Genomic DNA, 25,139 nt, shown 5'->3' on the forward strand with positions numbered 1-25,139 from the left:
TCTTTGACGGTCTTTTCCAGGGTATTGCGGAACGGTTTATCCAGCGGTTTCATGAGCGGTTCATTGCCTTTTTTGTTCGTTTTCAGTTATAGGGATTATTGCACAATAGTTGCAACAATTCCGCCATGTAAATGTTGCGCAAATGAGCGTTTAACATTAAGTGCAACATTCAGTGATGGTTAATGTTGCACTTAATGTTATGTAATACGTAAGGTTTCATTTAATCGATAGATTTACCCGGTCTATATTCATAGCAAGCCTGTTTGCCCGGGCCTGGTCGAAAAATGAAAGGATTCTTGTTTTGGCTGCATCCCAGTCAATTCGCCGCTCACGTTCCGGCTGAGCGGATTCAGCCAGCCGCTGGTACAGTTCCGGGTAAAGTGTCCAGTACATGCCACGCCCGGCCCCTCCGTGTTCAATGTATCCGGCCTTTTCCATGGCAGAAAGGATTTCTCTCATTTGCCCTTGGCTGCGCTGGCACATGCCCGCCGCAACAGAAGTTTCAAGCTCCGGGTGTTTCAGAAGATATTGAAGGATCAGCAGGGTATCCACACCCAGGTCATTTCCCTTCCTGCTTTCTTGTGCAACAAACACACGGAATGCCGCAGCCATTTCCCGCTTTAAAAAGGTAACACAGACCGATTCACCGATTTCCTGGATCACTGGAGGTTCCTTTCCCTCCATGAGCAGGGCTTTGTACATGCGGCTGACTCCCAGGTTGCTGCGATTGACAAGACGCAGGCGGGTCAGCGCCTCTACCAGGAGCGGGTTGCGGGCAGCCGGCTGGTCATCCAGCTTGTCCAGCAGTTCTGCAATGTCCTGAAAAGGATATCAGCAGTATCCAGCGAATACAGACCCACCAGATGGCGGCTGGTCAATTCACGCGTTTTGCCCGACCGCTTGCCCAGGCAGTTGTCCGCTTTGATGGCCTTCAGATAGTCTTTTTTGTCGGCATTGGGGTCATTGATATATCCCAGCAGGTTGCTCAGGTCTTCCAGCATCATGGTATGGGACAAATGCGTACCACCACGGTTGAACCTGAATCCGAATTTTGTTAAGTGTGTATTTTTTCCCAGCGTGACCACCAAGCTCTTGTCTGCTCCATTATAGAAATTAAGATTGATCAACGCAAAACTACATGGGAGGGGGGAGTATGTCAATGTTTGGGTTTCAGTTTTGATGGATGCAGCCCCTGATTGAATCAAATTGAGAGAAATGGTTCACTTTTCTGTGACAGGCTGACCAAGGATTCCATGTCTTGAATAATGATTTTTTTACGATCCAGTTTAATGAGGCGGGCCTCCTGAAGCCGGGACAGACAACGGTTTAAATGTTCCCGGACCGCGCCGGTAGCGCAGGCCAATTCTTCCTGAGTCATTCCCTCAATCAAAATACCCCCTTCCGTTCTTTTCCCTTGATCTGAAGCCATTTGGACCAGCTGGCATACCAGGCGGCCCTGCACATCCTTTAGCGCCAGATCGGCAATCATTCTTGTCAACTTTCGTACTTTTTTCCCAAGATAGGTCAGCATTGCTATTCCGACCTGTGGATGGATGTGCAGGAAATCCTCGACATCCTTTTTCCCTATGTCGAAAATAACAGTTTCCCGGCAAGCCTTGGCGCTGGCTTCATATGGATCTTCGCCAAAAAGGATGTCTTCACCGAAAACAACCACAGGTTTCAAGAAATGGATAATCTGCTCTCTTCCGTCCGGAGAGAGGACAAAAATTTTTAACATTCCCGTGTGAAGTATATGCAGGTTTCGGCACTTCTCATCAGCAGTGAAAATAATTTCGTCTCTGTTCAAGCTTCGTTTTTTGGCCTTTCCGACAAAAGGGGCCAGGTCTTTTTCATCAACGTTTTTAAAAAAGGGCATTTTTTGAAGAGACCGCAGAATTTCAGTCTGGGTATCCATAGTCTTTGATGCATCCATGTTTACCCGTTTGCGCATCTGCAATCCCTCCCCGGATCAACGGTGTAAGTTACTTTCCACTATTTTTCATATAACCATAACATTCCTTGAATTACAAGCCTGAAATATGGGCCCTTATTGTCGAAAAAATTCCAGAGGGGGTATTGACATCAAACTTCTTTATTATTTGAAGCTTGTTTGCCGCTATAACAACCACTTTATTGTCTTTATAAGAAGAAATATATACATACGCCCCTTTTGGAGAAAATTCCATATTGAACACGCGATCTCCGATGTCAAACGTTTTGACAACTTCCAGGGTGGCTACGTCAATAACCTGAACAAGGCGATGATTTTGACCGGAAAAGTTAACCCAGACATGCCTCCCGTCCGGACTGGCCATGGCAAACATGGGCATGCCCGCCAGGGAAATGGATTTGATCAGCTCAAAACTTCCTGATCTATAAACCGGCAGGCGTGCCTCAGCAACCACGGGGGCGAAAAAAAGCCCGCCGGCCATTGACCAGCCTCCCAGATGGGGAACTTTCCGCACCGCCATCTTTGCGGTTTTTTTGTTTGGATTATTGAGATCGATCTCTTTTGTTTTGTCCAATTCCCACAGATCCAGCATTGCCAAATGCCGGGAATGATACAGGCCGGCAATATAATAACGGCCATCAGGGGTCAGCAATGCATCGTAGGGCATTTTGCCTATATCCCAGTATTTCTTTATTACAGGAAAATCACTGCTGCCTGCGTCCACAACCCAGATGCCGTCGGCATCCATCAGGGAGAAAACAAGAAGATTGCCAGGGGCATCAACCATACCCACTACTCTTGACGGGACAGTCTCCCCGTTGACTTCCCGCTCAACGGGGATTGCTGCAACATCTTCAAACGTCTCTGCATCGATAATTTTCACAACCGCGGGCTTGTAGTTGGAAACAGCTATATATCGGTTGTCCTGCGTCACTGTCAAACCTATGGAACTATCTCCGACCTTAACCTTGGCCACCCTTTCCAAGGTGAGAAGGTCAAGCTTGCTCAACCAGCCATCGCGTGAAATAATATATGCATAACGGGCATCCTGGGAAAATGAGATGCTGGCATGATGCAGCACACCGAGATCTGAAATACGTCCCAAAATTTCATGCTTCAGGGAATCCACCACAACGACACTTGAATTTTCCCGTTCAACAATGATCATCAGCGAGCCGGTACCCCATTGATCAGCAGCACCCATTGCACTGGAATAACCAAAGAAAAACAAAAACCATAAACAAATATATCCATATCGCTTCATTGCACACCCCATTATTTGATTATTTTTTCGAGATCTCTTCATCTGTAAGATAACACATCGGGTCGGATCCCCGCCAGTCACCAGTGTGGGCAAACGCCCGGGCCCGGGAATTTCCGCCGCAGAGGTCGATAAACCGACAGTTTCCGCATCGTCCGAGAAACTTTGTTTTGCGGCCCCGCAATGAAACCACAAAAGAATGATCCGTTGTCTGCCATATTTGACTGAAAGGTTTCTGCCTGACATTTCCAAGAGAGATACCCCTGCAAAATGGATCCGGATGGACTTCTCCCAATGGATCAATATTGGCCAATCGAACACCGGAGCTGTTTCCGCCGGTCATTGATAGCCGTTCATAAATTGATTTAGCCTTCCGGGTGTCTTCCTGCTGCATCAACAGGTAAAAAAAAGGACCGTCAGCCTCATTGTTTCCGGTTACTATCTCACGGGTAAAAGAGTTGTCATTCATGTATGTCAACGCTTTTTGTATAACAAACCGCATACTTTCTCTGATCTGAACCGTTTCCAAGGCAAAATTTTTTGAAGCGGCATCTGAATAATTCAGATGTGAAATATAGAGTTTTACAAGTTTTTCTTTTTCAAACAGTTCGAATATTTCCGGCAACCCCTGAACAGTATGCGCTGTTAATGACAGCCGCAGCCCGACTTTGAGTATAATGGTCCCCAAAATTTGAACCACTTGCATAGAGACATTTCTGGTGTTAAACCAGGTTCAAATTGACTCGAAAAAAGGAGGTCCATGAAAAAAAGTTACAGCGGAAAATTTAAAACCAAAGTTGCCTTGGCAATGATACGGGAACAGGAAACTGTGGCAGAATTAGCCAGAAAATTTGAAATTCACCGTTCATTGCTCACCAGGTGGAAGAAGGAAGCCTTGGAGGGGCTGCCGGAAGTTTTTACCAATCATAAACAACGGAAGAAAAATGACGAAAAAGACCTGGTAAATCAATTGTATCAGCAGATCGGTCAGCTCAAAGTTGAAAATGACTGGTTAAAAAAAAAGGTTGATACAATCAATTCCTGAACGACGGCAATTAATTGACAAAAATCACCAGAAACTCAGTATTAACAGGCAGTGTGAGCTGCTGGAAGTTTCAAAAGGAGCGCTTTATTATACACCGAAGCCGATAGATCCATACACGCTTTGCCTGATGGATCTGATTGACCGCCAGCATACCAAGACACCTTTCTATGGCAACCGAAGGCTGGTGGCCTATTTGAACACACTCGGTTATAATGTGAACCGGAAACGTGTTCGGCGGTTGATGCAGCTGATGAGAATAGAGGCCATTTACCCTAAACCCCAACTATCAAGGAGGGACAAAACACATAAAATTTATCCATATTTATTGCGGGAAGTCAGAATAGAAAGGCCTGACCAGGTATGGTCTACTGATATCACGTATATTAAAATCGGAAATGGCTTTGTGTATTTAACGGCAGTCATGGACTGGTACAGCAGATACGTTTTGTCATGGAGACTGAGCAACACCCTTGAAAATTCATTCTGTGTTGAGGCCCTGGAGGAATCTTTGGTGATTTCACAACCCGAAATCTTCAACACTGACCAGGGCAGCCAATATACCGCAATCAATTTTTTAACGGTTTTGGAAAAACGAAACATCCTAATCAGCATGGATTCTAAAGGCCGGGCACTTGATAATGTCTTTGTAGAGCGGTTATGGCGTGCTGTCAAATATGAGGATGTCTATTTGAAAGACTATCAGACAATGAATGATGCCTACAGGTCTTTGAAAGCCTATATGAACTTCTATAACAATGAAAGGCTTCATCAGTCGCTGAAATACGGTGTACCAAGAGCATCTTACCCTAAAGCGTGCGCTACTGTGAGCCTTTAAAAAAAGGAGTTTTAGCCTGATTATAATGGGGGCCAGCCCCCAAACCCCCGGGATTTAACGCATTGTGGACCAAAGCATGTAGGGCAGGCTGGCATTTGCCGGCGCTGCCCCATGCTTCAGTCACCAGCCACGACGCTCGGGGTGCTTCCCAGCAGTTGCCCTATCCTCCGGGATGGTGGCGTGACAATACCACTGTAGGGAAAAATATCAAGACAACATTATTAAAAAAGGCGGTATTTTTTAACTGAAAAGGAGTATTTTTTTTGTAAAGCGTAACACACTTTTCTAAAGTATCCGATTGACAAGACTTTTAGAGCTTGCAAAAATAAATATGAGGTAATGAAATGCAGAGTAACCGTGGAGGATATAGAGGAAAACCAAAACAAAAGTTACCCCCGCATCTCAAGCGGGTTCATGTGAATGTTCGTATCCAAAGGTGGATGCTTGACCAATTAAAGGCAAAAGGAGAGCCTGGAATCATTCTGGAAGATATTTTGAAAAAGGCAGGTTTTAAATATTGTGAGGATCAGAAGGATTGATTTTTCGCTTGGGGGAAAAGTTTTTAATTCTCAGTATGCCCCCCCCATACTGTTTCTTGTCATCAGTAGGGGCATTTTTAGGTTGTAAATTCCAATGGTTTTTAAAATGCATGATTGAAAGGAGGCTGCAAACGATAAAAAAGGATGGAAATCCTACAACACAAATGGCTCAGAAATGTAGCTTAAAAAATGTTCAAATCGGTCTTGACATGGGGACCACTTCAGAGACCTGCATCCCTGCATAGCCGGATTGCGTTCAAAGATGCGGCATAAGCACCCTGTTTCCCGCGAAATTCATCATGATTTCGACCGATACCGTCGATACTGATACCGACATACCCGATTCCGCTTTTTAAAATTTTCCTGAGATGCAGATCATTGATTAAAGTTCCGTTGGTTGAAAGCGCGCATAAAATTTTTTTGTCTCGGGCATAAGCCGCCAATTCATAAAGATCCGGCCGCAAGACCGGCTCGCCCCCCGACAAAATTAAAACCATAACATTTTGTCTTGCCAAATCATCTATGACACTTTTGCATTGACGGGTATCAAGTTCATTGGAAAGTTTTTTTGATGTTGCGTGGGTATAGCAATGGGGACATGAAAGATTACAACGATTGGTTAAATTCCATATAACCACTATGCCTGACCTTCCATGGTGTCGGGCAGTGGTCACAGGTCGGTCTGCTTCCCTAAGAATCCTGCTTATTCTTAACATGAGACCTCCTTTTGAATACTATTCCCGAAATGAATGGACATAAGCCCCCAAATTTTTGATTTCACTGTCCGTCAATCCAAACACCGGCATTTTCTGATCCGTATATCCCAATATTGCGCTGCTGCTCCAGGGAAATTTGATTTGCCCTGCAATGGCGGTAACATCCCTGTTGCCTGCAATCTCCCCAAAGGACGGAGCAAATGCTTCAATTGTTTGATGATGGCATCCCATACAGTATTCTTCAAAAAGGACTTCGCCTTTTGCAATTCGTTGTGAATCACGCCACCATTTTTCGATTTCTGCGATATTGCAGCGTCCATCAGAATCAACTGTTACTTTTCTGACAATTTCAGCCGGGGTTTCCTTTAAGTAAAAGGCTAATTGACGTATCTGCGGCTGCGTCAGTCTGCAGCTCCAAACCGGCATCAAAGTATTTTCTATACCATACAAAATCAGTGACCGAATTGCGGCCTCACTGCGGGCGGCCAGTTTTGCAGACACAAGCGGTGTTCCGATGAAACCCGACCGGTCCCGTCCATGGCAGGCGGCACAATTTTCCAGATATACCTGTCTTGCTGTCCAACCATTCTGTGACTTCTGTCCTGAAAAAAGGCATGGGACTTCTAGCAATATGATCAATATGAAGATCAAAAAAAAACACGCAGTTTTTCGCATAAAGCAGGGTCCTGAAAATTTATCTTAAGTTTTGTCATAAATCTGAACAACCCGTTAATTTCATTTGTACTAGGAAAAATCTGTAAACAGAGGCGACAAATAGTGCCTCTGCTTACAGAAAAGAGCCAGTACGTCTGTTATAACGCATCTTCCAGGCCGATTGACACCGTCTTTGAACGACTATGAGAAAATATTCCCGCCGGGCTTTCAAGCGGGATCTCTTTTTCTTTTTCCATGGTGTCGGATTTGTAGATAACCAGCTTGTCCCCCTTGTATCCAGCGCTTACATAGAAATAGTCCCCCATTGCCGTATATTCCGGAAAATGGGAATGCCCGCCGACAGTTATGGTTTTTACAACCTCCAGATTCTCTTTATCGATCATCTGAATCTTATCCGCGTCCGGGCCCGTGCCCACGATATCCACGACAACATATTTGGAATCGGGATGGGCTGCCGGTGATTCGGTGGGGCCGAGAACAGGTATCTGCTTCACCACATCAAAGGTTTCCATATCCCAGACAGTGACAACGGTATTTTCACAGCTTCCGATATTGGTCCCGATTCCAAGAGATTTTCCGTCAACTTTTATAATTGCCCCTGAACCAAAATGAGGCGTGCAGCCCCCCGGTATTTTCACCGCCACTTTTTTCTCTTTCAGATCAACCACCGGGAAATTGCCATCTTCATAAGAAGCAATGGTTAAATACCTTCCTTCCGGTGATAAAACCGCATCATGTAAGTGCCGGCCGACATTCTTTATCTTGGTTACAGGCAAGTCCGGCTTGCTGCAGTCGATGATCCAGACCTGACCTGCATTCTCCAGAGCGACAACCAGGTAATCGGCAAACGGTGTTCCTGTGATCATTCCGGAATCGGATTCCACCATCTGGCCATCAGGATTTTCTCCTTTTAAATCAAAAAACTTAACTGGTTCAAAAGTCCCGGCATCCAGGATTACCGCGTTATGAGAGACATAGGATCCTGCCATCACATAATTTCCATCCCGGGAAACAGCAAGCGACGGTCCGTTTAATCCGGTACGAATGCTGCGCACTGCGCGCATTGAATAAAGGTCAATCTTGTAAAGGTATCCACTGTCGGTTACCGCATAAGCCCAGCGAAGGTCAACCGGGTTGTAATTCATGTTATGGGGGGCATGCTTTGTCGGAATTTCTCCGACCTGACGATGTGTTCTGCCGTCAAAGAAAACCACCCTGCTGTTATCCGTGGAATATCTTCCCCTGACCATGATTCCCATCAGGTCGTGTATATTCCTGATCGGATATACCGGCTTCGAAGGCAGGCTTGATATGTCCTCAACATATACCTCCAAAGATTTTCTGACCTCTTCCATGCCAAAGGCAACTTCTTCTTTTGATGTGTTTTTGAACAAAGCCGACAATTTCCGCAATTCCGGAGTGCTCAGCTTCCCGCCCCAGGGCGGCATCTGGGTTTCCGGGATACCGTTGATAGCCATTGATCGGATAGCGGCTTCAGTGGTGTTGACGAGCCTTTCTTTAGTCAAAGCCGGCGCGAAATAACCGCCGCGGTCGGCACCATGGCAAACCGCGCAATTCTGATTATACAGTTTGCCTGCATCATCCATATCGCCTGCATTGACCGGGGTCGTTGCTAAACAGGCGAAAACAAAGAACGCCAATGATAAACCAACGGACCATTTACGTTTTTCTGCCATTTTCATTTTCTCCCCCTCTTTTGATTTTGGGTTAAAGGGTAACCAGCAACAAGAAAGCTGCTGGTTACCTGATTTTTCGACAATAATTTTTTATATTTAAGCGGAACTTCATCATCGAATTTTGAATCCAGGCTTAACATATAAACAACAAGGGGCTGAACGCCTTCCCTGGTAAAACCTATGTCCGGCATTACCGATTCCTGAGGAGGATTCATCACCGCTTCTTCCAGGTATTTGATGCTGAATCGCGCAAGGTTGCTATGTTCAGGTCCTATACTTCCACCCACCGGACCGATCCGGTGGCATTCTTTGCACCCCTTGTCTTTGTATAACTGCCTGCCGGCAAACAATTCCGGGGCATCCTGTTCCATGAGTTCAGGATTATGACATTTTCCGCACGAGGCCTGTAGATAGTCTTCAGGCAGAATTGGCCGTGGCCATTGTTCTCTTGGTATTTCCCCGTGAGCCTCTGCTTTGGTTAAGGCATATCCCTGTCCTTCATGGCAAAGGGTGCAGCCAAACTGTTCAGCAGGATGATACCAGAGAATACCGGTTCCCGGATGGGTTTGATACGGCAAAGGGGCTTGTTCCAATCCACGCATATCAATGCCAAGATGACAGGTCTGGCAGCGATCCACCCGACCCGCATCAGGCAGATGTATCTGTTTAACCCCGGACGGGATGTCACTGCTGTCCAGTTCCTGGTCGGTATGCCCCTGCAAAACCTCTTTAAAAACGTGTTGATAATACTGCCATTCAGGCTGCGACTCTTTTAGAATCACCACAATTAACAAAACGAGGACGGCAAAGCCTGCGATCAGGATTTTCAATGATTCTTTTTTTAAAAAACTGTTATCATTTTTCATGGTTTTTCCTGATTTATCTGAATAATATTTGTTTTGCTCGACATTGCCGGTTGATTTTTTTCCTTGAAATATTGGTTAATGTGCCCCCGGCCAAGCCTCCCAGGGCCAGAAGAAATCCCAGTTCGGGCCCCGGCAAAAGTAGGCAAAAAAGATCAGCAGAATAATTGCCAGCGCAATTGCTGTAAATACGACATTCTGCCGCAACCGAGTGCGGTGAAACCAAACGCCGGTCGCCTCAGAAGGACTTTTGTCGAAAAACGGAACCAGTGCCAGCCAGATAAGCAAAATTGCGGGGATAAGCACTCCGCCGACCAATCCGCCGTTTATCCGGTATTGGCCTATGCTTATGGTCGTGGTGGCAACAAGTTCCTGCATCCATAACAGGAACCAAGGAGCTTTTGCCGGGTTTGGCGCATTTACCGGATCGGCCGGGGCCTCAATCGGAATATTAATGAACAGCGCCAACAGTACAGCGAACGCAAGGGTTGAAAGAAAAACCCATATAAGCCTTTGCAAAAACAAGGGGGTGTCATGCAATGTATCCGGTTTTGACGCGGCCAGCGTATGACTATTTACCGAACCGTTGTCGGAGTGGGATTCTATATTGTCATCACACGCCATTCCGCCATCTTTTTTATTTCTCCAAAAATGATATGAAATAAAAAGCATTGCCAGGAAGGGCAGCAGCAGCACATGAAGGATGAAGATGCGGGACAGGAAATTCTGCCCTATCGCGTTTCCGCCAAGAACGAAATATCTGAGTTCATCTCCGATTATCGGAATAGACTTTATTATATTTGTTCCGATGACAGCACCCCAATAGCTGACCTGGTCCCAGGGAAGGAGATATCCGGTATAGGCCATGGCCAGGGTAAGCAGCAGCAGCACAACCCCCGCAAGCCAGTTCAGCCATCCATTGGTGTTCTCTCTTTTTCCCTTTTTAAATGCACCGGTATAAAAAGTTCTGCACAAATGCAAAAAGACAAAACTGATCATAAAATAGGCGGAAATCAGGTGGAGGCTGCGAATGAACCAGCCAAAAGGGAAAATAAAATTTATATCCTTAACACTCCAGTACGCATGTTCAACTGACGGAACATACCGAAACATCAAAAGCAGTCCGGTTATACAAAGTATCGCAAAAATTGCGGCTGCTATTGTCCCAAGATATAGGGAATACGAGAGGGAATAGCTCCTCGGGGACACTTCATTATCATTGGGCAGAAAATGTACCCAGAAGATACGATCGATTGCATCTTTTTTTTCAAATGACTGGACGGGGTCCCAGCCGGTAACGATTTTATTGGAAAATTTCTTCCAAATGCCCACAGCAAACTCCTTTTCAAACCTAAACGGTTAACCTCCAATCCGCACTCACCTCGGAGCCCTTATCGACTATGAGCTTTCTTTCAACAGTCGAAACTGACAATTTAAATGCGGGAAGAGGAGAGGGAGCTGGTCCTGTATAAGGCGTTCCGTCACCATAAAAACTTGAACCATGACAGGGGCAATGGAACTCCCATTTCTCTTCAATTTCTTTACCGCTAACAGTCACTGTCTTTGGCCCAGTAAGCTTCTTGACGGTGACGTTGCAGCCCAGATGGGTACAAACAGAGGAGATAGCATGGAATTTATTGCCCTCCTTTATAACAAAGATTTGATGTTCCGAAAGAAAATTGGGGCCATCTGAAAATTTATGGGGCGCGCCTATCTTTATTCGTTGAGGAGGGCCGTAATTCGCCTTTGGTAAAAAAAATTTGATGAGTATATAGACCGCCTGGCCAACTATCCCGCCAAATATGACGAAAATAAAAAAAAACTTAAGCAGTTTCCGTCTTTGAAAATATTTCATCGCCCCCCCAAAAAAATCAGATTTTCCTAATTCTACTGTCGGACAGACATTTTATTATGGACGATAAGATGAAAATTTTATTAAGTATGTGATCAATATCACATAAGCGGAAAAAAAATTAACGATGCTTTCCAACATAATGCCGTTCCAGGTGCTAGTATTGCGATGCAGACATATGGAAAACAGGTTTTTATCAAACAAAAAAATCAAGCAATTCCTTTCTGATGCGGTGCGGACTATTATTATACTGATATGACGGATAGAGGATCCATGGTTTTCATGGAATTAGATGACCTGTTCCATAAATTTATGGAACAGGTAGAATCGATTTTCAAAAATCGGCTAAAACCCTTGAGGCGGAGGTCTTTTCTGAACAATGATTTGATTTTATTAACCGACATTCCCTCGTTTCCGCCGGACGGGACCTCGGCCCTGATTGCGGTCATCGGCTTGGTCTGAAAATCGTATCACTTTTTTTCAAATATTGACATTTGAACTATTTTTTGAAACAACCATAATCATCTTGAGTTTTTTTCTTTACTGATTTTTTTAAAAAATCGCTTTTCCAGCCTAAGGAGCCCATCTATGAAATCCACGGACCAGCTGAAAAATGAGCATGAAGGAATAAAGATCGTATTTCGTGTGCTCAGAAAAATGTGTGAATCCCTTCAATCAAATCAAACCATTGACACTGGCCATTTTGAGGGAATCCTGGAATTTTTTGAAATATTTGTGGACAAATGCCATCACGGGAAAGAAGAAGACCTGCTGTTTCCAGCCATGGAACAGGCCGGCATTCCCAGGCAGGGACCCATCGAAGCGATGCTGTCGGAACACACCACCGGCCGGGGCCATATCAAAGCCATCCGCCGGAAATTTGCCCGGTTCCAGTCCGGCGACACTGCTGTGTCCGGGGCGCTGGCCGATGAATGCGAACAATACATCCTGCTGATGCTCGACCACATCTACAAAGAAAACAATATTCTGTATCCCATGGGAGAAGCCCGTTTTTCCCGGGAAACCGATGAGAAACTGTATCAGGACTTTGACACCCTTGAAACCGAAAGAATCGGCACGGGCAAACATGAAGCCTTTCATCAGATGATCGATGAATTGACGCAAATCTATCTGGACTGATTTTTCATTTCTTAGCACCGGTTATTTCAAATAACATAAGGAGGGAGAATGGACCTGTCTGTTCAATATATGGGCCTTGATCTTCAAAACCCATTGATCGTGGGAAGTTCGGGTCTGACAAGTTCGGTGAAAAAAATTCAGGAAATCGAGAAAAACGGGGCCGGCGCCGTAATCCTGAAATCCATTTTCGAGGAAGAGATCGCGTTTGAATACACCGATGTTCTCACAATTCCGTTGAGTGGATTTCCTATGCCCGGCGTATCGAAGAAGCCGGCGCAGATGCCCTTGAACTCAACATGTTTTTTCTGCCTTCCAGTTTTGAAAGAACCGCACAGGAAACTCAGGGGCTCTATTTCAAGATCATCAAAAAAATGCTTGAAACAGTGGATATCCCGGTTTCCCTGAAAATAAGCCCCTATTTCACCGACCTGGGGCCCATGATTCAACAATTGTCCCGGACCGGTGTCAAGGGGCTGGTGCTGTTCAACCGGTTTTTCAGCCCGGATTTTGACATTGACCAATTTGACATCCAGCCGTCTTTTACGTTCAGCACACCCTCGGATCTGGCTGTTTCGCTTCGGTGGATCGCAATGATGTCTGAACGGACAGATTGCGATCTGGCCGCATCCACCGGCGTTCACGACAGTAACGCCTTGATCAAGCAGATACTTGCCGGGGCAAATGCGGTCCAGACCGTCTCCTGCCTGTATAAAAACGGTACCGGTTACATCAAAACCCTGCTGGAGGGCCTTGAGATCTGGATGCATAACAAGGGATTCAGACAGATTGCCGATTTCAGAGGCAAGATGAGCCAGGCAAAAAGCAAAGACCCCGCGCTTTATGAAAGAACCCAGTTCATGAAATACTTTGGCAGAAAGAAAATGTAAACAACACCGGCCTAAGGAGGGTAACCCATGTCGCAGAAATCTGTTTTGTCATCGCTTCGTTTTTTCCGGCCCCGCGGGGAAAAGCAGGGCTGCCGGGAAGAAAAAACCGCAGCAGGCTGGGCTGAAACCCGCTGCGGTCAGAGAGAATGGGAGGATCTTTACCGGCGCCGCTCCCAGTATGATAAAAAAGTCCGGTCCACCCACGGGGTCAATTGTACCGGCTCCTGTTCCTGGGATGTCTTTGTCAAAGACGGTGTCCTGGTATGGGAGACCCAGGCCACGGACTATCCGGCCTCCGGGGAAGGGGTTCCCAACCACGAGCCCCGCGGCTGCCCCCGGGGGGCCACTTATTCCTGGTACACGTACAGCCCGGTACGACTGAAGCATCCCCTGGTCCGGTCGTGCCTGCTGGACATGTGGCGTCAGGCCCTGGGGCAAACCGATGATCCGGTGGTTGCCTGGGAAAGTATTGCCACAGACAAAGAAAAACGGCGCCGCTTTCATCAGGCCCGGGGCAAAGGCGGGTTTGTGCGGGTGGACTGGGATGAAGCCGCCGCCCTGATTGCCGCGGCCCTGGTTCACACCATCAAAAAATACGGCCCGGACCGGGTATTCGGATTTTCGCCCATTCCAGCCATGTCCATGGTGTGTTATGCTGCCGGGGCCCGGTTCCTGTCACTCATCGGCGCATCCATGCTCAGCTTCTACGACTGGTACTGCGACCTGCCCCCGGCTTCTCCCCAGATATGGGGCGAACAGACGGATGTACCTGAAAGCGCTGACTGGTTTGAATCATCCTACTTCATTGTCTGGGGGACCAACCTGCCCATGACCCGGACGCCGGACGCCCATTTTTTCACCGAAGCCCGTTACCGGGGAACCCGGGTGGCTGCCGTGGCACCGGACTACGCCGAATATGTCAAGTTCGCCGACACCTGGCTGCCGGCCCGGGCCGGCACGGACGCGGCCCTGGCCATGGCCATGACCCATGTGGTTCTCAAGGAGTTTTACATGGACCGGCAGGTGTCCTATTTCATGGATTACGCCAGACAGTTCACAGACCTGCCTTTTTTAGTGGTACTTGAACAGGGAACGGACAGCGAAACCCCGGGACGGTTTCTGCGTGCCGCGGATTTCGGTCTGAAAACCAACAACGCCCAGTGGAAAACCGTGGTGTATGATGCAGCGTCAGGCGATTTTGCCGTGCCCAACGGAAGTATCGGTTTCCGCTGGAACGAACAGGGCAACTGGAACCTTGAAATGAAGGCCGATGGTGAGCCGGTCTATCCCCTGCTGGGGTTTGCAGAAAAAAACGACGGCTGGCGCACCGTGGCCTTTCCCGTTTTTACCGAGACCGGCTCGACCGTCAGAAAAGGACTGGTACCCTGTAAGGCTGTCCCCACCCCGGACGGGGACCTGCACGTGACCACGGTATTTGACCTGATGGCCGCTCACCTGGGGGTGCCGCAGAAAAATACCCCATCGACAACGGAAAAGGGCTCTTTCGACTATCCGGCAGATTATAAAGATCCCGCACCTTTTTCACCGGCATGGCAGGAAAAGATCACGGGCGTGCCGGCCCAGGATGCCATCCGGGTGGCACGTGAATTTGCCGAAAATGCCGAAAAAACAAGCGGCAAATCCATGATCTTTTTAGGGGCCGGGACCAACCACTGGTACCACAGTGACATGATCTACCGCACCATCATCAACCTGACCACCCTGTGCGGGTGCCAGGGCGTGAACGGCGGCGGATGGGCCCATTATGTGGGCCAGGAAAAAGTGCGGCCCCAGGCAGCCTGGGCTCAGGTGGCCTTCGGCCTGGACTGGCAGCGGCCGCCGCGCCAGCAGAACGGCACCTCTTTTTATTATTTTGCTACAGACCAGTGGCGGTATGACACTTTTCGGCCGGAAACGGTTCAGTCTCCTCTGGCAAAACAGCCGGCAGCGCAGCACATGGCCGACTACAACGTGACAGCGGCCCGTCTGGGCTGGCTTGCCCTCTTATCCCCAGTTCAACTGCAATCCGGTTGAACTGGTCAAGGAAGCCATGGCTGCCGGGGCTTCCACCGATGAGGAGATCGTAGATTTTGCCGTGAAAAAAATCAAATCCGGCAACCTGCGGTTTGCCATTGAAGACCCGGATCACCCTGATAATTTTCCGCGCATGCTCTTTTTGTGGCGGGCCAACCTGCTGGGGGCCAGCAGCAAAGGGCATGAATATTTCCTCAAACACCTGCTGGGCACGGACCATGCCGTACTCAATTCAGAAAGTGACCTGCGCCCTGAAAAAATTAAATGGCGGGACCCGGCCCCGGAAGGCAAGCTGGATCTGATGGTCACCCTGGAGCTGCGCATGTCCACCAGTGCCATGTATGCGGACATCGCTTTGCCGGCTGCCGGATGGTATGAAATGCATGACCTGAGCACCACGGACATGCATCCGTTCATCCACCCGTTCAATCCGGCCATTGATCCGCCCTGGGAATCTCGCACCAACTGGGAACAGTTCAAGACCATTGCAGAAAAATTCTCCGAACTGGCATCGGATCATCTGGGCACGGTCAAAGACCTGGTGGCCACCCCTCTGATGCACGACACCCCCGGAGAGATCGCCCAGGACCGGGTGCAGGACTGGCACCACAGCGAATGCGACCCCGTGCCCGGAAAGACCATGCCCGCCCTGACCGTGGTAACCCGGGACTACCCCAATACCTTTAAAAAAATGACATCCCTGGGACCGCTGGCCGCATCCGCCGGTGTAGGCGCCAAAGGCGTTATGTGGCATGCAGATACAGAAACCGAAGCACTGAAAACCGCTCTGGGCAAAGTGACCGAAGGGATCGCCCAGGGACAGCCGGTCATGGAAACAGAAAAACAGGCTGCCGAGACCATTCTGATGCTGGCACCCGAGACCAACGGTGCCACAGCAGTCAAATCCTGGGAAACCCTGGAAAAACGCACCGGCATGAGCTTACGCCATCTGAGCCGGGGACGGCAGGATGAACGGATCTGTTTCGACGATCTCACGGTCCAGCCGCGCAAGATCATCACCTCACCCATCTGGAGCGGCATTGAATCTGAAGAACGGCGTTACTCCCCTTTTGTGATCAACATCGAAGAAAAAGTCCCGTTTCGGACCCTCACCGGCCGGGCCCAGTTCTACCAGGACCATCCCTGGATGCGTGATTTCGGCGAACAACTGCCGATTTACCGCCCGCCCCTGACAATCACTCCGGGTAATACCGGCAGCGTGAAGCGGGAACCTGAACGGGAAATCGTGCTCAACTACCTGACCCCCCACTCCAAATGGTCGATTCACAGCACCTATGCCGATACCCTCACCATGCTGACCCTGTTCCGGGGGGGAGAATCCATCTGGATCAGTGACGCTGACGCAAAAAAAATCAAGGCAAAAGACAATGACTGGCTGGAATGCTTTAACGCCAACGGCGTGGTGATGGCAAAAGCCGTGGTGAGTCCGCGCATCCCGCCGGGCAAGGCGTTCATGTACCATGCCCAGGAGCGGCTGATCAATACGCCGGGCACAGGAATTTCCGGCAAACGGGGCGGTACCCACAACAGCGTGACCCGGATTCTGGTCAAGCCCACCCACATGATCGGCGGTTACGCCCAGTTGAGCTACGGCTTTAATTATTACGGACCCATCGGTTCCCAGCGGGATGAAACCATCATCGTGCGCAAGGCCGGAAAGGTGGAATGGTATGAAGATTAAAGTGCAATACGCCATGGTGATGAACCTGGACAAGTGTATCGGCTGCCACACCTGCAGCATTCCCTGCAAGAATGTGTGGACCAGCCGGGAAGGTGCCGAATACATGTGGTTCAACAATGTGGAGACCAAACCTGGTATCGGGTATCCCGGAAAATGGGAAAACCAGCAGATTTACCGCGGCGGCTGGACCGTGAAGGGCAACCGGCTGAAGCTTGCGGCCGGCGGGCGGATTCACAAGGCAATGAACATTTTTCATAACCCGGACCTGCCGGTCATTGATGACTACTATGAACCATGGGATTATGATTACGACCGCCTGATCAAAAGCCCCCCAAAAAACCACCAGCCAACGGTCCGCTCCCATTCCTGCCTGACCGGAGAACCCATGGATCCTGCATGGGGCCCCAACTGGGAGGATGATCTGGCCGGCCTGTCGGAAACCGGAGCCGGCGATGTCAACTTCAACCGATTGGAAATCGACACCTACCTAAAGTTCAAGAACCTTTTCATGTTCTGGCTGCCGCGGCTGTGCGAACACTGCCTCAATCCGGCCTGTGTGGCATCCTGTCCATCCGGTGCTTTGTACAAAAGAGACGAAGACGGTATCGTTCTGGTGGACCAGGAGCGCTGCCGGGGCTGGCGCTACTGCGTGTCGGGCTGTCCCTACAAAAAGGTATATTTCAACTGGAAGCAGGGCCGGGCCGAAAAATGCATCTTCTGTTATCCCCGCATCGAGGCCGGCCTGCCCACTTTGTGCGCCCACAGCTGTGTGGGCCGGATCCGGTATGTGGGGGTGCTGCTCTACGATGCCGACCGCATTCTTGAGGCGGCGGCAGTCCCCCGGGACAAGGATGTCTACCCGGCCCACCTGGATATCCTCATGGATCCGAATGATCCTGAAACAATCCAGGCAGCAAAAGCCCAGGGCATTGCATCCAATGTACTGTCTGCGGCACGCCGCTCTCCGGTATATTCCCTGATCCGGCAATGGCGGCTGGCCCTGCCCCTGCATCCCGAATACCGAACCCTGCCCATGGTCTGGTACATACCCCCCCTCAGCCCGGTCAGCCGCCAGGTGGCCGACACCTCTGAAATTCCGGCAGCCATTGACCAGATGCGGATACCGGTTACCTATCTTGCGAACCTGCTGAGTGCGGGAGACCAGGAACCGGTGCGCCTGGCCCTGGGCAGGCTGGCTGCCTTGCGCCATTACATGCGTCTGCGCCGGGTGGAAAAACAAACCGACACACAGGTGCTGGATCCAGTGGGCTTAAGTGCTCAAGATGCGGATCAGATCTATCAACTGCTGGCACTGGCCCCCCTGGCAAAACGGTTCGTGATCCCCACGGCACCCGTGGATGATCCGGCCGTTTTCACCCGCCAGGGCAGATGCGGACTGGGAGAGGCATTTTAAAAAATGACAGAATACAAAAAACATACACCCATGATCTCCTTATCCGGCACCACATGGCAGGTGCTCTCCGTGCTGCTCGATTACCCGGACAAAAGGCTGTTGCATGATCTTGATCCCATCGCCGCTGCCACCCGGCAGATCCCCGAACCTGAATTCAAACATGCGGTGCAAAATTTTCTGACCTATCTTCAAGCCCATGACCTGCTGCGCCTCCAGGAAAATCATACCGCGGCCTTTGATCTAGGATCAGCCACGACGCTCAACCTGACCTATCACGCCTTTGGTGACAATGAAAAACGGGCTGCGGCTCTGGCAAAACTGCAGCACCTGTACGACCGAACCGGGTGGGAACGCACGAGCGGGGATCTGCCCGATTATCTGCCATTGCTCCTGGAATTTCTCTGGCTCCATCCCCGGCCGGAACCGGCAGCAGCAACACAGATATGGCAATGCCTGAATGCCGCAACCCATCTGGTGGTCGGACTGGAAAAAAAAGCACCGGCCTATGCCGAACTTCTTCGCCCCCTGGGCCGTCTGGCAGCAGCGGCCGCCACCGGCACAGATCAACAAGACTCCCGGATGACACCCCGCCCGCACACACAAGGAGAACCGACATGACCCTTTGGCATACCCTTATTTTTACCGTTTTCCCCTACATATGTTTGACCACTTTCGTGTTCGGCCATGGTTACCGCTATATCACCGACCGATTTGGCTGGAATGCCCGTTCCAGTGAATTTCTTGAAAAAAAATATCTTTTCTACGGATCGATCCTGTTCCATTTCGGCATCATTGCAACCTTTATGGGGCATGCCGGCGGACTGCTCATTCCCCAGCGCGTGCTTGATATCTTCGGTATCACAGCTCAAATACACAACACCATTGCTCACTGGAACGGCCTGGCCGTGGGAATGGCGGCGTTTGCCGGTATCCTGGTGCTGGGATGGCGCCGAATGAAACAGCCCCGCCTGAAGATTGTGACCACCCGCAATGACATGGTCACACTGGCAGCCCTGGCTGTGGTGATCGCCACGGGGATGTACAATGTATTGTTCAGCCATTTCAACATGCTGTACAGTGTGGCCCCCTGGATCAGAGGCATCGTCACCTTTACGCCTGACAGCACCCTGATGCTCGACGTACCCTTAAGCTTCCGGGTTCATGTGACAGCAGCCTGGGCTTTGCTGGCATTTTCCCCTTTCACCCGTCTGGTGCACATCTGGAGTGTTCCTTTGTTCTACCTGACACGGCCCTTCATCGTTTACCGACGGCAGACACGGCAGGCCTGACCATGGCACAACAGGTCAAAGATAAAAACCATCCCCCACAATCCGGCATCTGGGCCCGGAGCATCGAGAATCTGAATCCAGCTTATTTTGCCCTGGTGATGTCCACGGGGATCGTTTCCATGGCAGCCCATTACCAGGGATTTAACATGATTGCATGGATCCTTCTGGGCATCAATATTCCTGCTTACATCATTTTATGGATCATGTATATCTTCCGGATCTTTTTTTTCACCCGGCGGTTTCAAGAGGACTTCAGGGATCATACCCAGGGCATGGGATTTTTCACCTGTGTGGCAGCCTCAGGGGTACTGGGCAGCCAGATACTGATCCTGACCGGTGCGGTGACCATTGCCACAGCCCTGTGGTATGTCACGATCACGCTCTGGCTCTGCCTGATTTACGGCCTGTTCACCGGATTGATCACCAAGGAGGAAAAACCGTCCATTGCCCGGGGCATCAACGGCGGATGGCTCCTGGCCGTGGTGGCCACCCAGGCGGTCACCGTACTGAGTACGGCCATTGCCCCGGATCTGCCGGTCTATCGTGAAACAATCCTGTTTCTGGCCTTCAACACCTGGCTGTTCGGGGGAATGCTCTACATCTGGATCATCGGGTTGATCTTCTACCGGTACCTGTTTTTTCATTTCTCTCCCCAGGATCTGACCCCGCCTTACTGGATCAACATGGGGGCGGTGGCCATCACCACCTTAGGCGGTGCCGGCCTGATTGGCCAGGCTGCCGCATCCGGGTTTCTGGCAGAACTGACACCTTTTCTAAAGGGATTCACCTTTTTTTTCTGGGCCACTGCCACCTGGTGGATTCCCATGCTCATCATTTTAGGGATATGGCGTCACGGAATCCGGCGGTTTCCGTTACGGTACAGCCCGCTGTTCTGGGGGGCCGTGTTTCCTCTGGGCATGTATACCGTGTGCACCCACCGCCTGGCGGACGTGACCCAGGCCCCTGTGATCGACGTCATTCCCGCAAGATTTGTCTACATTGCCATGACCGCATGGCTCATTACATTTCTGGGAATGGTGCGCGAAATCTGGTCGGCACAAAAAATCAAGCAACGGGAAAAACTTGACCTGGATCAAATCCATGCAAATGTTGATATGGTACAAAGGAAGTGAACGTTCAATGGTGCTCATGGTCAAATACCGCCATAAGCAGATATGAGAATTTATTCAGAAAAAGGAGGGGTCATGAAAAAAGGAATCAAAGAAACCCGTTTGAAAGTGTTTATCGAAAACGCCCGGATTGTTCCTGAAACCGAATTATCCGACCTGCCTGCAGAAAAGCGCGAAGCCGTTACCGGCAAAGCAGGTGTGTGGCTTGAAGTGGCCTGCCCGGACGGCGCTTGTTCCCTGGATGAGAACAAGATCTCCCTGCCGGCCGGCGGTGTCGTTCCAAAGGAAACCAAAGGCCTGTGGCTGAACCTTTTCTGCCCGGACAATCAATGCGAAGTGCAGCAGGGGTCTCAACTTCCGTAATCCCCTTAAACTTGTTTCATAAAAACCCGGGCACCCTGGTTTTCAGGGGTGCCCGTCTGATAATCAGGGTGTGATTTTGCCTGACCGGCCACACCCTGCGCGCAAAGGAGAGAATCAATCATGAGTAAAAAGGTGTTCATCGAAACAGAGGAATGTATCGGGTGCGAAACCTGTGTCGAGCTTTGTCCGGATGTGTTCGGATTTGACGAAGAGACTGAAAAAGCGTTTGTCATCCAGGCTGAAGGTGGCCCTGAGGATTGTATTGACGAGGCCATCGATACCTGCCCGGTGGAATGTATCCACTGGGAGGAATAGAAATTTTATCATCAATCATTTTGACAACAGAATATATCCCGCCGGGCGGGGAAAATGAGGGGTGCCATGGACATCACAACCAATTATCTGGGTATGAAACTGAACAGTCCGGTCATCGCCGGCAGCTCAGGGCTGACCGATTCGGTGGATAAAATTGAGGCCCTGGCCCGGCACGGTGCCGGAGCCGTGGTCCTCAAGTCGATTTTTGAGGAAGAGATCCTGTTCCAGTTTGAAGATGTTCTCAAGGATGCTGAAAAAGACGGCGTTGATCTGGACCAGTTCGATTATTTTGATTTTCACCTCAAAGGCAAAAAAATCAACCACTATATCAAACTGATCCAGGCTGCCAAGCAGGCCGTGGATATTCCGGTCATCGCCAGCATCAACTGTGTCAGCTCCCATGAATGGACCGCATTTGCCGACCGTCTTCAGGATGCCGGGGCCGACGCTTTAGAGTTGAACATGTTTTTTCTTCCCTCGGATTTCCAGCGGACCTCCATGGAACAGGAAAAAGCTTATTTCAAGGTCATTGACAAGGTGCTGGCCGCCGTCTCCATCCCGGTGGCCCTTAAAATCAGCTATTACTTTTCCAGCCTCGGGCCGATGATCCAGCGCCTGTCTAAAACCGGTATCAAAGGGCTCGTCCTGTTCAACCGCTTTTTCAGCCCGGATTTCGATATCGACAAAATGACCGTGAAACCCTCTTTTGTGTTCAGCAGCCCGGCCGAACTGGCTATGTCCCTGCGCTGGATCGCCATCATGGCAAACAAGGTGGATTGTGATCTGGCCGCATCCACCGGGGTTCACGATGGTCCGGCCCTGATCAAACAGCTCCTTGCCGGCGCCAGATCTGTACAGACGGTCTCCAGCCTCTACCGCAAGGGGCCGACGCATATAGAAACCATGCTCGACAATCTGAAAACCTGGATGAAGACGCATGATTATCATTGCCTTGACGATTTTCGCGGCCAATTGAGCCAGGAGGTGACCACCAACCCCGCTGCTTATGAACGGGTGCAGTTCATGCGTTATTTCGAAGGGGAAAAAGACCTGACGTGACAACGCCGGGCACCCTGGTTTTCAAAGGTGCCCGGCATCTTTCCCGTTTTCCGGAACCCGACTCAGAGCAGCCCGATCACCCGGTCACTGCAAGGAGACGATCCCAGCAAAACTGTGATCTGTTTCATAAACCCTCCATAAACATTGACGTAAAAAAAATCCCTGGATGTTTTTTTATCAAATGGGCGGGGCAATGGTAACCAGGATTCTCATCTTTGTATCCGATTCAACCCCGTGGGGCTCCCTGATTTCCGAAATCAGAATATCCCCTGTTTCCGCGGGGATTTTTTCATCGTTTGCAGCAAGGAACCATCCTTTTCCTTCCAGCACCTGGATGGACAATTCACCGTCCAGGTCATGGGAATGAACCGGAAACACCACCCCGGCATCCAGGTTGAAATTGATGATTTTGAAATGCTCGGATGTTTCCACCAGAAAAAACCGTTTCATCACGCCGGGCTTGAATTCATTGGTTTCGCTGAGTTTGATCACGCGCATGGTTTTGTCTCCTTGATATTTCACTGTTTATGTTTGATCCGGTTTTCCCCATAAAGGATCATGACCGAACCGGTCTTTCCACCATGATAGCTTTTATGGACAATATTATGAATGCAAATACCTTGAGTTGTCAACCTAAGCCGCAAAGTCTTTCCTTATCCCTGGCAAACCGGAATGAATGCGAAAAACAATCCTTGACTTTTACAGGCATGATCCCTTTAATCCATAAGGGAACGGTTCATTTAAATCAAGGAGGCAGTCATGCATTTCAAAATCAAAGACAATATTTTCATGGTGGGAAAAATCGACTGGGAATTGCAGCATTTCCACGGGGAAGAATATTCCACCCACCGGGGGTCCACCTATAACGCGTATCTGGTGAAAGATAAGAAAACTGTGCTCATCGACACGGTGTGGTCCCCGTTTTCCAAAGAATTTGTGGAAAACCTCAAAAATGAAATCTCTCTGGATCAGATCGATTACATCATTGCCAATCATGCGGAATCCGATCATTCCGGGGCCCTGCCCGAACTGATGCAGCACATTCCCGACACCCCCATCTACTGCACGGCCAACGGGGTAAAATCCCTCAAAGGCCTGTATCACCAGGACTGGAATTTCCAGGTGGTCAAAACCGGGGACAAGCTCAATATCGGTTCAAAAGACCTGATTTTTATCGAGGCCCCCATGCTTCACTGGCCGGACACCATGTTCTGTTATCTCACCGGCGACAATATCCTGTTCAGCAATGACGGATTCGGCCAGCACCTGGCCACGGAACTGATGTACAACGATCTGGTGGACCAGGGCGAACTGTTCCAGGAGGCCATCAAATACTATGCCAATATCCTGACCCCCTTCAGTGCCCAGGTAACCAGAAAAATCAAGGAAGTTTTGGCCCTGAACGTGCCCGTGGACATGATCTGCCCCAGCCACGGCGTGATCTGGCGGCAGGACCCCACACAGATCGTGAACAAATATATGGAATGGGCCGATGCGTATGCGGAAAACCAGATCACCCTGATCTACGACACCATGTGGGAAAGCACCCGGAAAATGGCGGAAAACATCGCCAAGGGTATTCTTGCGGCAGACAGTTCAATCACCGTGAAGCTGTTCAATGTCTCCAAATCTGACAAGAACGATGTCATCACCGAAATCTTCAAGTCCAAAGCGGTTCTGGCCGGATCCCCCACCGTGAATAAAGGGATTCTGTCCGCACTGGCCGGGCTGTTCGAAGAGATCATCGGGCTGCGGTTCAAGGGCAAAAAAGCGGCTGCATTCGGGTCCTACGGCTGGAGCGGGGAATCCGTGAAAGTGATCTCCGAGAAATTGGAACAGGGCGGATTTGAGCTGTTGAACGAGGGGTTGCGTGTCCAGTGGAACCCGGACACCCAGGCAAAAGAGGACTGCTTCGATTTCGGGAAAACCCTCGGAGAAGCGCTCAAGTCATGACAAACCAGCCGGCATCCGGCCAGAATTCTCATGGGCTGCAAGCAGAAATTGTCTGTGCCAATACCATTTTATACTGTGAAAAATGGCCGGAAACCGTGGCCTTTTACCAAACCGGGCTCCAGCTGCCCGTGACCGTGTCCAAAGACTGGTTCGTGGAGTTCCGGCTCACGGACACGGCCCGCCTGAGCATTGCCGATGCCGGCCGCACCACCCGGAACACCAGCCGGGGACAAGGGCATCTCATCACCTTTCAGGTCAAGGACATGAAAAAAACCCGGTCCCGGCTGTGCCGGGCCGGGCTGAATCCCACGCCGGTTACCACCCATGCCTGGGGCGCAAAAGTGATGTATCTCACCGATCCTGAAGGCAATTGTCTGGAATTCTGGTGCTGACCAGATAATATGGTGTATCTTCCCACC

28 protein-coding genes are annotated in these 25,139 nt (G+C 49.8%); 16 read left to right on the forward strand and 12 right to left on the reverse strand.

Translation table 11 applies throughout. From position 1 onward, the window contains the following. Nucleotides 1–216 precede the first annotated feature (216 nt). The 5 genes from DPO_RS22815 to DPO_RS22835 all read right to left on the reverse strand — a co-directional run bounded on the left by DPO_RS22815 (nucleotide 217) and on the right by DPO_RS22835 (nucleotide 3,918). A complete protein-coding gene (locus DPO_RS22815; protein WP_083912138.1) occupies nucleotides 217–816 on the reverse strand; it encodes an ATP-binding protein in 600 nt (199 codons plus the stop codon). Beyond that, the gene (locus DPO_RS22820; RefSeq protein WP_152427798.1) at nucleotides 756–1,016 is read right to left on the reverse strand and encodes a hypothetical protein; all 261 of its coding nucleotides are present in this window, start codon (nucleotides 1,014–1,016) and stop codon (nucleotides 756–758) included. Before DPO_RS22820 ends, DPO_RS22815 begins: the two co-directional genes overlap by 61 nt. Before the next feature lie 185 nt (nucleotides 1,017–1,201). After that, nucleotides 1,202–1,933, reverse strand: coding sequence for a Crp/Fnr family transcriptional regulator (locus tag DPO_RS22825; protein ID WP_236610033.1), 732 nt, complete (start codon nucleotides 1,931–1,933; stop codon nucleotides 1,202–1,204). Nucleotides 1,934–2,024: 91 nt separating this feature from the next. Next, nucleotides 2,025–3,215, reverse strand: coding sequence for a cytochrome D1 domain-containing protein (locus tag DPO_RS22830; protein ID WP_006968753.1), 1,191 nt, complete (start codon nucleotides 3,213–3,215; stop codon nucleotides 2,025–2,027). Nucleotides 3,216–3,234: 19 nt separating this feature from the next. After that, nucleotides 3,235–3,918, reverse strand: a complete 684-nt coding sequence (locus DPO_RS22835) for an SPASM domain-containing protein (RefSeq protein WP_006968754.1) — start codon at nucleotides 3,916–3,918, stop codon at nucleotides 3,235–3,237. Between the two features lie 54 nt (nucleotides 3,919–3,972). Here DPO_RS22835 and DPO_RS24895 point away from each other — a divergent pair. Then, nucleotides 3,973–5,092, forward strand: a protein-coding gene (locus DPO_RS24895) for an IS3 family transposase (protein ID WP_407637398.1) whose coding sequence is annotated in 2 segments (ribosomal slippage) — nucleotides 3,973–4,250 and nucleotides 4,249–5,092 — 1,122 coding nt in all. Because the reading frame shifts where the segments join, the coding sequence is not laid out codon by codon here. A 344-nt stretch (nucleotides 5,093–5,436) separates the two neighbouring features. After that, nucleotides 5,437–5,631, forward strand: a complete 195-nt coding sequence (locus tag DPO_RS22850) for a hypothetical protein (protein WP_006964083.1) — start codon at nucleotides 5,437–5,439, stop codon at nucleotides 5,629–5,631. Nucleotides 5,632–5,852: 221 nt separating this feature from the next. On the opposite strand, the gene DPO_RS24900 is transcribed toward DPO_RS22850, so the two are convergent. The 6 genes from DPO_RS24900 to DPO_RS22880 form a co-directional block, all read right to left on the reverse strand. Then, nucleotides 5,853–6,347, reverse strand: coding sequence for a radical SAM protein (locus DPO_RS24900; RefSeq protein ID WP_006968755.1), 495 nt, complete (start codon nucleotides 6,345–6,347; stop codon nucleotides 5,853–5,855). A gap of 18 nt (nucleotides 6,348–6,365) precedes the next feature. Then, nucleotides 6,366–7,022 carry a c-type cytochrome gene (locus DPO_RS25405; RefSeq protein WP_006968756.1) on the reverse strand — a complete coding sequence of 219 codons (657 nt, stop codon included), beginning with the start codon at nucleotides 7,020–7,022 and terminating at the stop codon, nucleotides 6,366–6,368. A 137-nt stretch (nucleotides 7,023–7,159) separates the two neighbouring features. After that, nucleotides 7,160–8,725 (reverse strand): nitrite reductase, encoded by a 1,566-nt coding sequence (locus DPO_RS22865; RefSeq protein ID WP_006968757.1) that lies wholly within the window; start codon nucleotides 8,723–8,725, stop codon nucleotides 7,160–7,162. Beyond that, nucleotides 8,722–9,585, reverse strand: coding sequence for a c-type cytochrome (locus DPO_RS22870; protein WP_006968758.1), 864 nt, complete (start codon nucleotides 9,583–9,585; stop codon nucleotides 8,722–8,724). Before DPO_RS22870 ends, DPO_RS22865 begins: the two co-directional genes overlap by 4 nt. A 75-nt stretch (nucleotides 9,586–9,660) precedes the next feature. Then, on the reverse strand, nucleotides 9,661–10,914 hold the full coding sequence (locus DPO_RS22875; protein ID WP_006968759.1) for a cytochrome b: 1,254 nt from the start codon (nucleotides 10,912–10,914) through the stop codon (nucleotides 9,661–9,663). A 19-nt stretch (nucleotides 10,915–10,933) separates the two neighbouring features. Further along, nucleotides 10,934–11,437 (reverse strand): QcrA and Rieske domain-containing protein, encoded by a 504-nt coding sequence (locus tag DPO_RS22880; protein WP_006968760.1) that lies wholly within the window; start codon nucleotides 11,435–11,437, stop codon nucleotides 10,934–10,936. Nucleotides 11,438–11,716: 279 nt separating this feature from the next. On the opposite strand from DPO_RS22880, the gene DPO_RS22885 reads away from it, so the two are divergent. From DPO_RS22885 to DPO_RS22935, 12 genes are all read left to right on the forward strand, one after another. After that, the gene (locus DPO_RS22885; RefSeq protein ID WP_006968761.1) at nucleotides 11,717–11,896 is read left to right on the forward strand and encodes a hypothetical protein; all 180 of its coding nucleotides are present in this window, start codon (nucleotides 11,717–11,719) and stop codon (nucleotides 11,894–11,896) included. A 126-nt stretch (nucleotides 11,897–12,022) separates the two neighbouring features. Continuing rightward, nucleotides 12,023–12,574, forward strand: coding sequence for a hemerythrin domain-containing protein (locus DPO_RS22890; RefSeq protein WP_006968762.1), 552 nt, complete (start codon nucleotides 12,023–12,025; stop codon nucleotides 12,572–12,574). Between the two features lie 296 nt (nucleotides 12,575–12,870). After that, nucleotides 12,871–13,461, forward strand: coding sequence for a beta/alpha barrel domain-containing protein (locus DPO_RS22895; protein ID WP_236610034.1), 591 nt, complete (start codon nucleotides 12,871–12,873; stop codon nucleotides 13,459–13,461). Nucleotides 13,462–13,488: 27 nt separating this feature from the next. Then, on the forward strand, nucleotides 13,489–15,495 hold the full coding sequence (locus DPO_RS22900; protein ID WP_006968765.1) for a molybdopterin-dependent oxidoreductase: 2,007 nt from the start codon (nucleotides 13,489–13,491) through the stop codon (nucleotides 15,493–15,495). Next, nucleotides 15,458–17,197, forward strand: a complete 1,740-nt coding sequence (locus tag DPO_RS26535; RefSeq protein WP_328284789.1) for a molybdopterin dinucleotide binding domain-containing protein — start codon at nucleotides 15,458–15,460, stop codon at nucleotides 17,195–17,197. The genes DPO_RS22900 and DPO_RS26535 overlap by 38 nt, the downstream gene beginning before the upstream one ends. Then, nucleotides 17,187–18,611 carry a nitrate reductase subunit beta gene (gene narH, locus DPO_RS22905; protein ID WP_006968767.1) on the forward strand — a complete coding sequence of 475 codons (1,425 nt, stop codon included), beginning with the start codon at nucleotides 17,187–17,189 and terminating at the stop codon, nucleotides 18,609–18,611. The genes DPO_RS26535 and narH overlap by 11 nt, the downstream gene beginning before the upstream one ends. A 3-nt stretch (nucleotides 18,612–18,614) precedes the next feature. Beyond that, entirely contained in the window at nucleotides 18,615–19,229 is a 615-nt protein-coding gene (gene narJ, locus DPO_RS22910; protein ID WP_006968768.1) for a nitrate reductase molybdenum cofactor assembly chaperone, read from the forward strand. Next, nucleotides 19,226–19,900: a respiratory nitrate reductase subunit gamma gene (gene narI, locus DPO_RS22915; RefSeq protein ID WP_006968769.1), complete on the forward strand. Its 675-nt coding sequence runs from the start codon at nucleotides 19,226–19,228 to the stop codon at nucleotides 19,898–19,900. The genes narJ and narI overlap by 4 nt, the downstream gene beginning before the upstream one ends. Nucleotides 19,901–19,902: 2 nt before the next feature. Further along, entirely contained in the window at nucleotides 19,903–21,033 is a 1,131-nt protein-coding gene (locus DPO_RS22920; RefSeq protein WP_006968770.1) for a tellurite resistance/C4-dicarboxylate transporter family protein, read from the forward strand. 72 nt (nucleotides 21,034–21,105) lie between these two features. After that, entirely contained in the window at nucleotides 21,106–21,393 is a 288-nt protein-coding gene (locus DPO_RS22925) for a hypothetical protein (RefSeq protein ID WP_006968771.1), read from the forward strand. Nucleotides 21,394–21,513: 120 nt separating this feature from the next. Next, entirely contained in the window at nucleotides 21,514–21,708 is a 195-nt protein-coding gene (locus DPO_RS22930; protein ID WP_006968772.1) for a ferredoxin, read from the forward strand. A 66-nt stretch (nucleotides 21,709–21,774) separates the two neighbouring features. Beyond that, nucleotides 21,775–22,767 (forward strand): dihydroorotate dehydrogenase-like protein, encoded by a 993-nt coding sequence (locus DPO_RS22935; RefSeq protein WP_006968773.1) that lies wholly within the window; start codon nucleotides 21,775–21,777, stop codon nucleotides 22,765–22,767. A gap of 177 nt (nucleotides 22,768–22,944) precedes the next feature. On the opposite strand, the gene DPO_RS22945 is transcribed toward DPO_RS22935, so the two are convergent. Further along, nucleotides 22,945–23,265, reverse strand: coding sequence for a cupin domain-containing protein (locus tag DPO_RS22945; RefSeq protein WP_006968774.1), 321 nt, complete (start codon nucleotides 23,263–23,265; stop codon nucleotides 22,945–22,947). A gap of 261 nt (nucleotides 23,266–23,526) precedes the next feature. Here DPO_RS22945 and DPO_RS22950 point away from each other — a divergent pair, with 261 nt between their 5' ends. Then, complete coding sequence (locus DPO_RS22950; protein WP_006968775.1) at nucleotides 23,527–24,720, forward strand: anaerobic nitric oxide reductase flavorubredoxin; 1,194 nt, start codon at nucleotides 23,527–23,529, stop codon at nucleotides 24,718–24,720. Then, nucleotides 24,717–25,112 (forward strand): VOC family protein, encoded by a 396-nt coding sequence (locus DPO_RS22955; protein WP_006968776.1) that lies wholly within the window; start codon nucleotides 24,717–24,719, stop codon nucleotides 25,110–25,112. The genes DPO_RS22950 and DPO_RS22955 overlap by 4 nt, the downstream gene beginning before the upstream one ends. The last annotated feature ends 27 nt before the right edge of the window (nucleotides 25,113–25,139 follow it).

Origin of the sequence: Desulfotignum phosphitoxidans DSM 13687, assembly GCF_000350545.1 — a bacterium.
Lineage (GTDB): Bacteria > Desulfobacterota > Desulfobacteria > Desulfobacterales > Desulfobacteraceae > Desulfotignum > Desulfotignum phosphitoxidans.

Coding starts and splice junctions, on each gene's coding strand:
- DPO_RS22885 (WP_006968761.1), top strand. CDS start 11,717: ATGGAATTAGATGACCTGTTCCATAAATTTATGGAACAGGTAGAATCG.
- DPO_RS22945 (WP_006968774.1), bottom strand. CDS start 23,265: ATGCGCGTGATCAAACTCAGCGAAACCAATGAATTCAAGCCCGGCGTG.
- DPO_RS25405 (WP_006968756.1), bottom strand. CDS start 7,022: ATGCGAAAAACTGCGTGTTTTTTTTTGATCTTCATATTGATCATATTG.
- DPO_RS22830 (WP_006968753.1), bottom strand. CDS start 3,215: ATGAAGCGATATGGATATATTTGTTTATGGTTTTTGTTTTTCTTTGGT.
- DPO_RS22890 (WP_006968762.1), top strand. CDS start 12,023: ATGAAATCCACGGACCAGCTGAAAAATGAGCATGAAGGAATAAAGATC.
- DPO_RS24900 (WP_006968755.1), bottom strand. CDS start 6,347: ATGTTAAGAATAAGCAGGATTCTTAGGGAAGCAGACCGACCTGTGACC.
- DPO_RS22835 (WP_006968754.1), bottom strand. CDS start 3,918: ATGCAAGTGGTTCAAATTTTGGGGACCATTATACTCAAAGTCGGGCTG.
- DPO_RS22955 (WP_006968776.1), top strand. CDS start 24,717: ATGACAAACCAGCCGGCATCCGGCCAGAATTCTCATGGGCTGCAAGCA.
- narH (WP_006968767.1), top strand. CDS start 17,187: ATGAAGATTAAAGTGCAATACGCCATGGTGATGAACCTGGACAAGTGT.
- DPO_RS22870 (WP_006968758.1), bottom strand. CDS start 9,585: ATGAAAAATGATAACAGTTTTTTAAAAAAAGAATCATTGAAAATCCTG.
- DPO_RS22930 (WP_006968772.1), top strand. CDS start 21,514: ATGAGTAAAAAGGTGTTCATCGAAACAGAGGAATGTATCGGGTGCGAA.
- DPO_RS22900 (WP_006968765.1), top strand. CDS start 13,489: ATGTCGCAGAAATCTGTTTTGTCATCGCTTCGTTTTTTCCGGCCCCGC.
- DPO_RS22825 (WP_236610033.1), bottom strand. CDS start 1,933: ATGGATGCATCAAAGACTATGGATACCCAGACTGAAATTCTGCGGTCT.
- DPO_RS22925 (WP_006968771.1), top strand. CDS start 21,106: ATGAAAAAAGGAATCAAAGAAACCCGTTTGAAAGTGTTTATCGAAAAC.
- DPO_RS22895 (WP_236610034.1), top strand. CDS start 12,871: ATGTTTTTTCTGCCTTCCAGTTTTGAAAGAACCGCACAGGAAACTCAG.
- narJ (WP_006968768.1), top strand. CDS start 18,615: ATGACAGAATACAAAAAACATACACCCATGATCTCCTTATCCGGCACC.
- DPO_RS22935 (WP_006968773.1), top strand. CDS start 21,775: ATGGACATCACAACCAATTATCTGGGTATGAAACTGAACAGTCCGGTC.
- DPO_RS22865 (WP_006968757.1), bottom strand. CDS start 8,725: ATGAAAATGGCAGAAAAACGTAAATGGTCCGTTGGTTTATCATTGGCG.
- DPO_RS22950 (WP_006968775.1), top strand. CDS start 23,527: ATGCATTTCAAAATCAAAGACAATATTTTCATGGTGGGAAAAATCGAC.
- DPO_RS22920 (WP_006968770.1), top strand. CDS start 19,903: ATGGCACAACAGGTCAAAGATAAAAACCATCCCCCACAATCCGGCATC.
- DPO_RS22850 (WP_006964083.1), top strand. CDS start 5,437: ATGCAGAGTAACCGTGGAGGATATAGAGGAAAACCAAAACAAAAGTTA.
- narI (WP_006968769.1), top strand. CDS start 19,226: ATGACCCTTTGGCATACCCTTATTTTTACCGTTTTCCCCTACATATGT.
- DPO_RS22880 (WP_006968760.1), bottom strand. CDS start 11,437: ATGAAATATTTTCAAAGACGGAAACTGCTTAAGTTTTTTTTTATTTTC.